The sequence below is a fragment of the Gordonia malaquae NBRC 108250 genome (assembly GCF_000344135.1).
Lineage (GTDB): Bacteria > Actinomycetota > Actinomycetes > Mycobacteriales > Mycobacteriaceae > Gordonia > Gordonia malaquae.
On the sequence record NZ_BAOP01000002.1, the window covers coordinates 263579 to 276671 of the forward strand.

Below are 13093 nucleotides of genomic sequence, written 5' to 3' on the forward strand. Positions count from 1 at the left end.
CTTCAGTCGTCGGATTCGGACGAGATCACGGCGAGCACATCGCCGACGGACAGTTGGCGGCCCACTTCCACCGCGAGCACCGACACGATGCCGTCGGCGGGTGCACTGATGGTGTGCTCCATCTTCATGGCCTCGAGCCACAGCAGCGGTTGCCCCGCGGTGACACGATCACCCTCGCCGACCGCAACACGGATCACGGCGCCGGGCATCGGGGCGAGCAGTGATCCCGGGCGCTCCTGCGCGGCCGGGTCGACGTAGCGCGGGACCCGCGTCAACGACACCGAAGCTCCGGGCCAGTCGACGTGCACCGCGTCTCCGACAACGGTGACCCGGTACCGGCGCGTCACGCCCGCCGTTGACAGGACTACCTCGGTCGGAGCGATCGATACGACGGCGGTGTCGGCGAGATCGGGGACCTCTGTTGTGGTCCGCCCGATCCGATACCGTGCGACGATCTCGTCGCCCGCAGCGGTCGTGTAGCTCTTCGACTGGAAGTCGGAGGCGATGTTGCGCCATCCCGACGGGAGCGAACCGAGCATGCGGGCCGACGAACGGTTGGCAGCCGACTGAGCGAGAGCAGCTGCCACGGCGGCGACTCGCGTGGCGTCGTCGGAGGCCAGCGGTGCGGACAGGACGTCGAGCCCGACGGTGTCGAGGTACGCGGTGTCGGTCTCGCCGGACAGGAACGTCTCGTCGCGCAGAGTGTTGACGAGCATGTCGCGGTTGGTGACGAGGCCGTGGATCTTCGCGTCCGACAGTGCCCTCGCGAGGATGGCCGCCGCGCGATCGCGGGTTGGCGCGAACGAGATGACCTTGGCGAGCATCGGATCGTAGAACGTCGAGATCTCACTGCCGTCGGCGATGCCGGAGTCCACACGCACGCCGGACCGGTCGAGGAGTTCAAAACGGGCGTCGGCGGGCAGGTCGATCGTGGTGATCGTGCCCGACTGCGGCTGCCAATCGTTCGCCGGGTCCTCCGCGTAGAGACGGACCTCGATGGAGTGGCCCGATGTGGTCGGCTCCTGCGCAGGCAGCGCTTCGCCCTCGGCGACGCGGATCTGCCATTCGACGAGGTCGGTGCCGGTGGTCAGTTCAGTGACCGGATGCTCCACCTGCAACCGAGTATTCGTCTCCAGGAAGAAGAACTTCCCGTTCTCATCGGCGAGGAACTCCACCGTGCCCGCACCTCGGTAGCCGATGGACTCGACGGCCGTGCGCGCCGCGGCGTACAGGCGCTCCCGCATGTCGCCGCCGATCCGCTCGACGAGGGGTGCAGGCGCCTCCTCCACCACCTTCTGGTGACGACGCTGGATGGAGCATTCACGCTCGCCGACCGCCCAGACCGTGCCGTGCGCGTCGGCCATCACCTGGACTTCGATGTGGTGCCCACGCTCGATGTACGGCTCGCAGAACACTGTCGGGTCGCCGAATGCCGATTCGGCTTCTCGGCGTGCGCCGGCGACCTGGTCGGCGAGTTCGGACAGGTCGCGGACGACACGCATTCCGCGTCCGCCGCCGCCCGCGGAGGCCTTGATGAGCAGCGGAAGATCGTCGGCGGTGACGTTCTCCGGGTCGATGTCGGTCAGCACGGGGACTCCCGCGGCCGCCATCAGTTCTTTGGCGTTCACCTTGGACCCCATCGCAGTGATCGCGCCCGCGGGCGGACCGATCCAGGTGAGCCCGGCGGCGACGACTGCCTCGGCGAACTCGGCGTTCTCCGACAGGAATCCGTAGCCGGGGTGGATCGCGTCGGCGCCCGCCGCCTGCGCGGCGGCGATGATCTGCTCCGACCGCAGATAGGTCTCGGCCGATGTCGAGCCCGGCAGGTGAACGGCGGCGTCGGCCTGCCGGACGTGCGGGGCGTCGGCGTCGGGATCGGAGTAGACGGCCACGGTCCGCAGGCCGAGCGCCTTCGCGGTGGTGAACACGCGGCACGCGATCTCACCGCGGTTCGCGACGAGGACTGACGTGATCGGCGTGGGGGTGATCGGGTTGGTCATCTGATGCCTCACATCCGGAAGACGCCGAAGTTGCTGGTGCCCTCGACCGGGGCGGTAGCAATGGCGGACAGGGTCTGGCCGAGAATCGTTCGGGTGTCGCGCGGGTCGATCACACCGTCGTCGTAGAGCATTCCGGACAGGAACGTCGGGACCGACTCGATCTCGATCTGAGCTTCGATCATGGCGCGCATGCCTGCGTCCGCCTCTTCGTCGACGACGCCGCCGCGGGCCTCGGTGGCCGCACGGGAGACGATCGAGATGACACCCGCGAGCTGTGCCGCGCCCATGACGGCACTCTTGGCGCTCGGCCACGCGAACAGGAACCGCGGATCGTAGGCGCGGCCGCACATGCCGTAGTGGCCTGCGCCGTAGCTGGCGCCCATCAGGATCGAGATGTGCGGGACCGTCGAGTTCGACACCGCGTTGATCATCATCGCGCCGTGCTTGATGATGCCGCCCTGTTCGTACTCCTTGCCCACCATGTAGCCGGTGGTGTTGTGCAGGAAGAGCAGCGGAGTGTCACTGCGGTTGGCGAGTTGGATGAACTGAGTCGCCTTCTGAGCTTCCTGGGAGAAGAGGACTCCCTGTGCGTTGGCGAGGATGCCGACCGGGTACCCGTGGACGGTGGCCCACCCGGTCACCAGCGATGTGCCGTACTCGGGTTTGAACTCGTCGAAGTCGCTTCCGTCGACGATGCGCGCGATCACCTCGTGCGGATCGAACGGGATCTTGAGGTCCGACGGAACGATGCCCAAGAGATCCTCGGCGTCGTACTGGGGCTCGACGACCGCTGAGGGCGTCGGTCCCTGCTTGCGCCAATTGAGGCGTGCGACGATCCGACGTCCGATGCGGACCGCGTCCTGCTCGTCGGCGGCGAGGTAGTCGCCGAGACCCGACACCCGAGCGTGCATCTTGGCGCCGCCGAGTTCTTCGTCGTCGCTCTCCTCGCCGGTTGCCATCTTGACCAGCGGCGGACCTCCGAGGAACACCTTCGAGCGATCGTCGATCATCACGACGTGATCACTCATGCCGGGGATGTACGCGCCGCCGGCCGTCGAATTGCCGAAGACGAGGGCGATCGTCGGGATGCCTGCCGCCGACAGTCGGGTGAGGTCGCGGAACATGCGTCCGCCGGGGACGAACACTTCCTTCTGCGTCGGGAGATCGGCGCCTCCGGACTCGACCATCGAGATCACCGGCAGACGGTTCTGCATCGCGATGTCGTTGGCGCGCAGCACCTTGCGCAGAGTCCACGGGTTCGACGTGCCGCCCTTGACCGTCGGGTCGTTCGCGACGACCAGGCACTCGACACCCTCGACCACGCCGATGCCGACCACGACGGAGGCGCCGACGGTGAACTGCGATCCGTGTGCGGCGAGCGCACACAGTTCGAGGAACGGCGAGTCCTCGTCGATCAGCAGCTCGATACGCTCACGCGCCGTCAGCTTCCCGCGCTTGCGGTGTCGCTCCACGTACTTCTCACCACCGCCGACGAGCACCTTGCGGAACTCGACGTCGAGTTCGGCGAGTTTGGCGTTCATCGCCTCGACGTTCGCGACGAACTCGTCGGACGTGGTGTCGATCTTGCTTCTCAGAACAGTCATCGTGTGCCCTTTCCCTTCGCTCGTGCGGTCGTGCTCATCCCTGGTACCCCAGCACCTTGGCCGCGAGACCCGTGAGGATCTCGTTGGTTCCGCCGCCGATTCCGATGATGCGGATGTCGCGGTACTGGCGCTCGATCTCCGACTCCCGCATGTAGCCCATGCCGCCGTGCAGCTGGACCCCCTTGTCGATGACCCATTCGGCTGCTTCGACGGCGGTGTTCTTGGCGAAGCAGATCTCCGCGAGCATCGGATCGCCGTTCATCATGTGCCGGTCGACGACAGACCGCGTGTAGGTGCGTGCGACGTCGACCTTGCGGGCCATCTCGGTGACCGTGTCCTGCACCGACTGGCGCTTGATCAACGGCTTGCCGAACGTGTCGCGGTTGCGTACCCATTCCAGGGTCAGGTCCAGCGACCGCTGGGCCTGCGCGTACGCCTGCACGGCGAGCGCGGCCCGCTCGGACACGAAGGCCTGCGCGATCTGCGCGAAGCCCGAGTTCTCCGGGCCGATGAGGTTCTCCACCGGCACCCGACAGTCGACGAACGACAGTTCGCCGGTGTCGGACGCCAACCACCCCATCTTCTCGAGCTTGCGGTCGACGTTGAAGCCGGGTGTCCCCTTCTCGATCACGAGGAGGGACACGCCTGCCGCGCCGTCTCCGCCGGTGCGGACTGCGGCCACGATGTGGTCGGCGCGCACCGCCGAGGTGATGAACGTCTTGGCGCCGTTGACGATGAAGTGGTCGCCGTCGCGCTTCGCCGTGGTGCGCAGGTGGCCGACGTCGCTGCCGCCGCTGGGCTCGGTGATCGCGAGGCTGCTGATCTTGTCGCCGGCGAGGACCGGCGCGACCCACTTCGCGATCTGTTCCGGGGTCCCGTTGTTCGCGATGTGCGGCGTGGAGATGCCGCACGTGAACAGGCTCGCGAACACACCGCCGGACACACCGCGGTAGTGCAGTTCCTCGCAGACGATGAGCGCGTCGATCCCGTCGCCGCCGCTTCCGCCCTTCTCCTCGGGTGTGCCGAGACCGAGGAGGCCGAGCTCACCCGCCTGCTTGTGGAGTTCTCGCGGGATCAGTCCGTCGCGTTCCCACTGGTCCTGGAACGGCAGGATGTGTTTGGTCGCGAAGTCTGCGGCCAGACTGCGCAGGTCACGACGTTGTTCGGAATCCCAAATGTCACTGGGAATGGGCATGAATTTCCTCTCCCGCTCCACGAGCGAGCTTGTTCCTGCTCCTTGAGGCGAGCTTCTGTCGTGCTCCTTGAGCGAGCGTCTTCCCCGCTCCTTGAGTGAGCTTGCGAGTCGAAAGGTCAGCGACCGAACCGCTCAGGCACGTCGACGACGCGGGAGCGGAGCCATTCGCCGAGCCCCTTGGCCTGTGGGTCGAAGCGGACGTTCTCGGCGACACCGCGCCCGAGGACGCCTTCGATGACGAAGTTGAGGGCGCGAATCTTGGGCAGTCGGTATCGATGGACGGTCAGGGCCGCGATCTCCGGGAGGAGTTCCTTGATCCGGTCCACGGTGAGCGTCTGATCGAGCCAGGCGAACTCGTCGTCCGACCTGACCCAGACCCCGATGTTCGCGCTCCCGCCCTTGTCGCCGCTCCGCGCGCCGACGATCTCACCGATCGGAGCACGTCGGGTCGGGCCCCAGTCGCCGATCGGTCCGGAGTCGGGCACGCTCACGTCACGCGTCGGTTCGGTCCGCATTGGCGACGGTTCGATGAGGACGGAGACTCCGTCCGGCTGGGTCACCCGATGCTCCACCACGCCTGCGTCGACGTAGCCGGGGACGAACACGCCGTACGGTGCGCCGTTCCCGGGCGGGGCGGTGAGGGTGAAGCCCGGGTAACTGGCCAACGCCAGTTCAACGGCGGTCGCGCTGAAGGCGCGGCCGACTGCGTTCGGGTCGGTGTCGCGAGCGACGCACCGGAGCAGGGCACTGGCCTGCTCCTCGGTGTCTGCGTCCGGCCGGTCCAGGCGAGACAGTTCCCAGGTGAGTTCGGCGGGCGAGGTCGGCAGGGCGGCTTCGAACTGCTCCTGGAACAGCGCTGCCTTGTCTTCGATGTCTAGCCCGGTGAGGACCACGTCGATCTGGTTGCGGATGCCTGCGAGGTGATTCAGCGACACCTTCAGCTCTGACGGCGGGGCCTCGCCCCGGATGCCGCTGACGCCGACGCGGTCGGGCCCTTCTTGCGTCACCTCGATGGTGTCCAGGAGTGCGGTCGCATCGGGGTTGTAGTACCGCGGGCCTTGGATCTCGTACAGCAGCTGCGCCGTGACGGTCCCGACGGTGACCGCCCCACCGGTTCCTTCGTGCTTGGTGATGACCGACGACCCGTCGGCGGCCACCTCCGCGATCGGGAATCCGAGGCGGCCCATCGGGATCTCCTTGAAGAAGGAGTAATTGCCGCCGGTGGCCTGGGTGCCGCATTCAATGATGTGGCCGGCCACGATCGCACCCGCGATCGCGTCGAGGTCCTTGTAGCCCCACCCGAAGGCCGAGGCCGCAGCTCCCACGGTGAGCGACGCGTCCGTCACCCGGCCGGTGACCACAACGTCGGCACCACGATCGAGAGCGGACTTGATCCCGAACCCACCGAGGTAGGCGTTGGCCGTGATCGGGGTTCCGAGACCGAGTTCAGCCGCGCGCGGCTGCAGGTCGTCGCCGTTGACGAAGGCGATCTGTGCATCCACGCTCAGCTTCTCCGACAGCTCACGAAGCGCGACGGCGAGGCCGTGCGGGTTGAGTCCGCCAGCGTTGACGACGATCTTGACACCCTTGTCGACGGCCAGTCCGAGGCTCGTCTCCATCTGCCGAAGGAAGGTCTTGGCGTATCCGCGCGACGGGTCCTTGAGACGGTCGCGACCGAGGATCAGCATCGTGAGCTCGGCGAGGTAGTCGCCGGTCAGATAGTCGAGGTGACCGCCTTCGAGCATCTCGTGCACGGCGGTGAGCCGGTCGCCGTAGAAACCGGACGCGTTGCCGATGCGGACGGCGTTCGTCATGTCAGTTGCCTTCCGTGGAGGGTGCGCGGCCGGTTCCGGGCGGACCGGCGAAGCATTGAGCGATGCGCGACCAGGCGCGCGCATCGTCGCCGATCAGTTCGAGATCGAGGTCGGCCACCGCACGCCTCTGGGTGACCAGTTCGCAGAAGTCCACGGCGCTGCCGCGCACGATGTTCGATGCGTCCTCAGGGCCCCACGTCCAGACCGCGCCGCTGGGACCGGTCAGTTCGTAGCGGAACGGTTCGGCGGGCGCGTTCTGTCCGTTCACCATGTACGCGAAGTCGCGGGTGCGGACACCGATGTGCGCGACGTTCCGTATCCGGTCGGTCGGCGTGCGCTGGACACCGAGAGCGTCGGCGACGTCGAGTCCGTGCGCCCACGTCTCCATGATGCGCGCCGTCATCATCGACGGCGCTGACATCGGAGGACCGAACCACGGGAGCTTCACCCCGTCTTCGACGGCTGCGAGCGCGATCAGCAACTGCTCGCGAGTGCGTCGCCAGTCGGCGAGGAGTTCAGCTGGAGTCCGCTGCGCCTCTGCCTCCGCCGCAGCGTCGACGAAGCCGAGCGGATCCTGACCTGCTTCAGCGAGCTGCGCCGCGAACTCGTCCGGATCAGTGGCCGCCAGCAACGAGACGCGATCAGTCCACACGACGTGCCCGATCTGATGAGCGATGGTCCATCCCTCCGCGGGCGTGAGCGTGGCCCACTGGTCGTCGGTCAGTTCCGCGACCAGACCGTCCAACGACTCGTATTCGTCCCGCAGGTCCTCTGCAATCGACATGCGTCGAGCGTCACACAGCCGCCACAATAAATCAAGCACGCCTGATTGTTTCTTCACCGAGTAAGCGTTCGCTCAGGAATGTGCTAAACACGAGCCATGACCTTCACGCCCACAGACGCTTTCCACGCCTTCGCCGTCGGGCGTGAAGACGACAGTCCGATGGTCCAGATGACGCAGGCCCTCGGCACGCGGATGACCGACCACCGCGGCCTCATTGACCTGCCCGCTCTCGCGGTGCTGTTCGACGACCTCGGCGGCTACCCGTTCTGGGTCGCCGACCAGAGCGCCACCACGATGCAGGCACGACTGTCCATGTCGATGCTCGACCGACCCGACGTGACCGAGCGGCTGACCGCAGTCGCCGATCTGCGCCTGCACAACAAGCTGTACGGGTCGACGACCGTCGACATCACCGGCGACGCCGGACGACTTCTGTGCATCGGCAATGCCCGCAACGTGCGCGTTCAGCGGGAGTTGGTCGTCGCGGGCGACGGCGTCCCTCACCTGCCGGCACCCGTGACGCCGAACGAGGCGGCGATCGTCGGCGCACCCGACCCCGACCTGTCCGGACGCGCCGTCATCGACCGGATCGTGGCAGGAGACGCGCCGATCGGTCCACTCAGCGAGTTGCTCAACGGGTCGATCACCGCGGTCGCCGATGACGGCCTGACGTTCAGCTGCGTCGGCGAGCAGTGGATGGGCAACGTGATGGGCACCATGCACGGCGGAGTCATCGGCGCGATAGTCGCACAGGGCTGCTCATTCGCCGCCCAGTCCGCGATGCGGCCGGGCGGCCAGTATCAACTCGTCGACTTCACCGTCGCCTTCCTTCGCTCACCAGAGGTCGACGGACGGAGCGTTCACGTCCGCGCCACGCCGGTCAAGCTCGGCCGAAGGCTCTCGATCTTCGACGCCGAACTCCGCGACGACGAGGGGACACTCCTGGCCCGTGCCACCGCGGACGTCCGCTTCGACCTCTGAGCGAGAATCACTCTCCCTGCAGCACCTTCTGGAAACGGCGCATGCCGCGGATCCAGCGGTCGTAGTCCGAACCCTTGTGGCGGTACATCTCGAGCACCTCGGCGTGCGGAAGGATCAGGAACCGCTCCTCGTCCATCGCGGCGAGCACGGCGTCGGCGACGTCGGCGGGTTCGAGGACCGCGCCGGCCGACGTGACTGCCTTGGCCGCGGTTGTCGACAGCGCCGCGTCGTCGGTGAGGAGTTTCGTGTTGACGCCCATCGGGCACAGGCAGCTGACTCGGACGCCTTGATCGCCGTACGTGACCGACAGCCATTCGGCGAACCCGACGGCGGCGTGCTTGGTGACCGCGTACGGAGCCGAGCCGATCTGGGTGAGCAGACCCGCCGCCGAGGCCGTGCTGACGAAGTAGCCCTCGCCGCGCTCCACCCACCCGGGGACCAGCAGCTGCGCCGCACGGATGTGGCCGCGCAGATTCACGTCGATCACCAGGTCCCACACGGCGTCGTCCTGCTCGAGTCCGTCGCCCGCCCCGATCCCCGCGTTGGCGAAGTAGAGGTCCACGGGCCCGAATCGCTCTTCGGCACGGGCGATGACATCGGCGATGTCGGCCGCCGAGGATGCATCGGCACGCACGGCGACGGCGGCGCCCGGAGCCTGGGACTCGATCCCGGCGATCACCTCGCCCATGCCGACCTCGTCGAGGTCGGAGAGGACGACTCGCGCTCCGTCGGCGACGAGCCTCCGGGCGATGGCGGCACCGATTCCGCTGCCCGCTCCGGTGACGACGGCGACTTTGCCCGAGACCTTCATAACTCCTCCTCCAACGACTGATCCGATGACCGACCGCTCACTCGGCAGCCGTTCCCGCAGCGTGCCACATTCGATCAGCGCAGGTCAATGGCTACAAAACCAATCCTTGACAAACGCGTCAACCGTCTGACTAGATATATGCACCAGCATAGAAACTATGCGTATGCATATTCCACTAGTTGCTCTATCCCAGGAGTCACCATGCCCGAGGCCGTCATCGTTTCCATCGCCCGCTCCCCCATCGGCCGCGCCATGAAGGGATCACTCGTCGGGATGCGGCCCGACGATCTGGCCGCCCAGATGGTGCAGGCCGCACTCGACAAGGTCCCGTCCCTCGACCCGAACGACGTCAATGACCTCATTCTCGGATGCGGCCTCCCCGGCGGCGAGCAGGGTTTCAACTTGGGCCGCAACGTCGCCATCGAACTGGGCTACGACTCCATCCCCGGCACCACCGTCACGCGCTACTGCTCGTCGTCACTCCAGACCACACGAATGGCGATGCACGCGATCAAGGCAGGCGAAGGCGACGTGTTCATCTCGGCAGGCGTCGAGACGGTGTCGCGTTTCGTGAAGGGCAACTCCGACTCCCTCCCCGACACCCAGAATCCGCTCTACGACGACGCGCAAGCCCACACCAAGGAACTCGCCGCGGGCGGCCAGGAGTGGACCGATCCGCGCGAGTCTGGCAACGTCCCCGACGCATACATCGCAATGGGCCAGACGGCCGAGAACGTCGCCCAGATCACCGGGATCACCCGTGAAGAGCAGGACCGCTGGGCGGTCCGCTCGCAGAACCGGGCCGAAGCGGCGATTGCGGCAGGATTCTTCGATCGGGAGATCACGCCGGTGACGCTGCCCGACGGCACCGTCGTCTCCACCGACGACGGCCCGCGCGCAGGCACGACATACGAAGGCATCAGCGGACTCAAGCCCGTCTTCCGCCCGGACGGCACGGTCACCGCAGGCAACGCCTGTCCGCTGAACGACGGCGCTGCCGCACTCGTGATCATGTCGGACACGAAGGCGAAGGAACTCGGCCTGACGCCATTGGCGCGCATCGTGTCGACCGGCGTGTCCGGCCTGTCGCCGGAGATCATGGGCCTCGGCCCGATCGAGGCGTCCAAGCGCGCCCTTGCGATCGCAGGGCTCGGCATCGACGACATCGACCTGGTCGAGATCAACGAGGCTTTCGCCGTGCAGGTCATCGGCTCCGCACGCGAGCTGAAGATCGACGAGGATCGACTGAACGTGTCCGGAGGCGCAATCGCCCTCGGTCACCCCTTCGGCATGACCGGTGCGCGCATCACCGCAACTCTCCTCAACAACCTCCGCACGCACGACAAGCAGTACGGTCTCGAGACCATGTGCGTCGGCGGCGGCCAGGGCATGGCGATGGTCCTGGAGCGGCTCAGCTGACCTCCAGCAGCTGACAGCTGACGGCCTCGGCCTCTTCCCGCAGCACCCGGCCACCCCCACCGGCAACATTTAGGCTAGGCTCACCTTTGTGAGCAGAACCGTTGTCGTGACCGGAGCCGCAGGAGGGATCGGGGCCGCGTGCGTCTCCACCCTCAACGACAGAGGCTGGACGGTGATCGGGCTCGACGTCGACGACAGCGACACCTCGTGGGCGTGCGACGTGACGTCGCTGACCGACGTGGAGCGGGTCGCCGCACGCGTCGCCGATCTGGGCGGATGCTCCGCCCTGGTCAATGTGGCAGGCGTCCTCCGGCCTTCCCGTGTCGCCGACATCTCCGCCGGCGACATCCGCGCCATGCTCGACGTCAACGTGCTCGGAGTACTCCACGCCCTGCAGGGGTTCGCCGAACAACTCGTCGACAATCGAGGCGCAGTGGTGACTGTCGCGTCAAACGCTGCAGGAACACCGCGCATGTCATTGGGCGCCTACGGCGCGACAAAGGCCGCCGCCGCCATGCTCACTCACTCGTTCGCGCTGGAGAACGCGGCGTCGGGCGTCCGAGGCAACGTCGTTCAGCCGGGTTCCACACGAACGCCGATGCTCGAGAGCCTGTGGTCGTCGCCTGCTGACGAACAAGCGACACTTCGCGGCGACCTCGCCGCTCATCGGCTCGGCATCCCACTCGGCCGGATCGCCGAACCGACAGACATCGCAGCCACCGTGGCGTTCCTGATCAGCGACGACGCCCGCCACATCACCCTTCAGGAGCTGTACGTGGACGGAGGTGCAACGCTATGACGGCGGCGATGCGATGGAGGTCGGCGAGCGTCGACCTGTCGGCGAGCGCCCTGCTCAGCGAAGGACCGGCCGCACTCGATCACACCCGGTTCGCACAATCAATGCAGGCCGCGGCCGCCGACGCCCACCGCGGGCGGGTGTTCGCCGCACTTCCCTTCCGTCGTGATCAGGCGTCGACGATTGTTCTCCCGATCGGTCCTGAACCGGAGCGCCGGGCGATCGAGGAATCGGAGTTTCGCGATGGAGGCCAGTCGTCGCCGGACGACTACCGTGACGGCGTCCGCCTGCTGCTCGAGGCTTTCGCCGACGGAGACGTCGAGAAGGCGGTGCTCGCGCGGTATCGCGATCTGTCGTGCACCGAGCCTTGCGATCCGCTGGCGATCGCTGGACGTCTGGCCGCCGACAATCCGGCAGCATATGTCTTCGCGTTGCCCGTGGCCGACGGCCGACATCTCGTCGGCGCCAGCCCCGAACTGTTGATCGCCAAATCCGGAACGAGCGTCCGTTCTCATCCGTTGGCCGGCTCAGCGCGACGCTCTCCGGATTCGGCGACCGACCGCGCCCGTGCAGACGCGCTCACGGCGTCCGAGAAGGACCGCCGCGAACACGCGTACGTGGTCGACGCCATCTGCGACGTGCTCGCCCCGTACTGCGCGCGTCTGAGCGCTCCCGAACCGGGATTGCTCGGCACCGACAGCATGTGGCACCTCGGCACCGAGATCACCGCGGAACTCCGAGATCCGGAGTTGCCCGTGGGCGAACTCGCCGCACTGCTGCACCCGACACCCGCCGTCTGCGGCACCCCGCGAATGGCGGCATACGACCTGATCAGCGAGGCCGAATCATTCGACCGCGGCTTCTTCGCCGGTGCCGTCGGATGGTCCGACGCCCACGGCGACGGCGAGTGGGCCGTCAGCATCCGGTGCGGCGACGTGTGGTCGGACCGGATCCGCGCCTACGCGGGCGCCGGGATCGTCGTCGGCTCAGAACCTGACGCCGAACTCGCCGAGACGTCCGGAAAGCTGTCGACGTTCCTCGCCGCTGTCTCGACCTGAACTGGGACGACCCCATTCACCGGTCACCCGGGCAGGAACGCCATCTGCACCCCGCCGGTGGCGAAGTTGGCCACGTCCGCGCCCGCCGCTCGCCCCTCCGGGGACCCGAGGCCCGCAGCCGCCGCTTCGCGCGACTCGAACTGCAACTCGGTGATGATGTAGAACGCGGGTTCACTGCCGTCGAGCGTCTCGCACTTGGTGACCGTCGCGCCCTGCAGTCCGGGCATCTTCTGCGCGATCGGCATGTGGGTGTCGTGGTAGTACTCGTCGAAAGCCGCCGCGTCGGTGGGCTGGCCGTAGATGACTGCGACTCGATACATGGGCGCTCCTGAGTTGTTCGCGTGCGGGCCGGTCAATGCGTGTGCGCGCCGTCGCGCTGCTCCGACCGAAGGGTTCCGACGTCTGCGACGTAGTCGCGGCCGGTCGCCTCCAGCATGAACGGCTGCAGCACACTTCGCTGACTGTCGGTGAATCCCAGCATTCCGAAGCCGAGATGGAGACTGGGACGATTCGCTGGACTACCAGACCATCGCCAGCAGCTGATCGAGGCCGATGAGAACCGCGATGAACACGATCATCGTCAGGATCCGATCCCACCAAGGATGCTCCAGTCTCCAACCCTCATAGCGGC

11 protein-coding genes are annotated in these 13093 nt (G+C 67.0%); 4 read left to right on the forward strand and 7 right to left on the reverse strand.

Annotation, left to right across the window (positions count from 1 at the left end; all coding sequences use genetic code 11):
- Positions 1-2: 2 nt before the first annotated feature.
- The 5 genes from GM1_RS01840 to GM1_RS01860 form a co-directional block, all read right to left on the reverse strand.
- Positions 3-2000, reverse strand: a complete 1998-nt coding sequence (locus GM1_RS01840) for an acetyl/propionyl/methylcrotonyl-CoA carboxylase subunit alpha (protein WP_008376123.1) — start codon at positions 1998-2000, stop codon at positions 3-5.
- 8 nt (positions 2001-2008) lie between these two features.
- Positions 2009-3604 carry an acyl-CoA carboxylase subunit beta gene (locus GM1_RS01845; protein WP_008376124.1) on the reverse strand — a complete coding sequence of 532 codons (1596 nt, stop codon included), beginning with the start codon at positions 3602-3604 and terminating at the stop codon, positions 2009-2011.
- A gap of 34 nt (positions 3605-3638) precedes the next feature.
- Positions 3639-4799, reverse strand: coding sequence for an acyl-CoA dehydrogenase family protein (locus tag GM1_RS01850; protein WP_008376126.1), 1161 nt, complete (start codon positions 4797-4799; stop codon positions 3639-3641).
- Between the two features lie 116 nt (positions 4800-4915).
- Positions 4916-6613, reverse strand: a complete 1698-nt coding sequence (locus GM1_RS01855) for an acyclic terpene utilization AtuA family protein (protein WP_008376127.1) — start codon at positions 6611-6613, stop codon at positions 4916-4918.
- A gap of 1 nt (position 6614) precedes the next feature.
- Positions 6615-7397 (reverse strand): TIGR03084 family metal-binding protein, encoded by a 783-nt coding sequence (locus GM1_RS01860; protein ID WP_008376129.1) that lies wholly within the window; start codon positions 7395-7397, stop codon positions 6615-6617.
- Positions 7398-7493: 96 nt separating this feature from the next.
- Between GM1_RS01860 and GM1_RS01865 the strand changes: the two genes are divergently transcribed.
- Positions 7494-8378: a PaaI family thioesterase gene (locus GM1_RS01865; RefSeq protein ID WP_008376131.1), complete on the forward strand. Its 885-nt coding sequence runs from the start codon at positions 7494-7496 to the stop codon at positions 8376-8378.
- Between the two features lie 7 nt (positions 8379-8385).
- Here GM1_RS01865 and GM1_RS01870 read toward each other — a convergent pair whose 3' ends face one another.
- Positions 8386-9189, reverse strand: a complete 804-nt coding sequence (locus tag GM1_RS01870) for an SDR family oxidoreductase (protein WP_008376132.1) — start codon at positions 9187-9189, stop codon at positions 8386-8388.
- Positions 9190-9390: 201 nt separating this feature from the next.
- On the opposite strand from GM1_RS01870, the gene GM1_RS01875 reads away from it, so the two are divergent.
- The 3 genes from GM1_RS01875 to GM1_RS01885 all read left to right on the forward strand — a co-directional run bounded on the left by GM1_RS01875 (position 9391) and on the right by GM1_RS01885 (position 12462).
- Complete coding sequence (locus tag GM1_RS01875; protein WP_008376134.1) at positions 9391-10608, forward strand: acetyl-CoA C-acetyltransferase; 1218 nt, start codon at positions 9391-9393, stop codon at positions 10606-10608.
- Between the two features lie 88 nt (positions 10609-10696).
- Positions 10697-11407, forward strand: coding sequence for an SDR family oxidoreductase (locus GM1_RS01880; protein ID WP_040519248.1), 711 nt, complete (start codon positions 10697-10699; stop codon positions 11405-11407).
- On the forward strand, positions 11404-12462 hold the full coding sequence (locus tag GM1_RS01885; RefSeq protein ID WP_008376138.1) for an isochorismate synthase: 1059 nt from the start codon (positions 11404-11406) through the stop codon (positions 12460-12462). The genes GM1_RS01880 and GM1_RS01885 overlap by 4 nt, the downstream gene beginning before the upstream one ends.
- 23 nt (positions 12463-12485) lie before the next feature.
- On the opposite strand, the gene GM1_RS01890 is transcribed toward GM1_RS01885, so the two are convergent.
- The gene (locus GM1_RS01890; protein WP_008376139.1) at positions 12486-12782 is read right to left on the reverse strand and encodes an EthD family reductase; all 297 of its coding nucleotides are present in this window, start codon (positions 12780-12782) and stop codon (positions 12486-12488) included.
- Between the last annotated feature and the right edge of the window lie 311 nt (positions 12783-13093).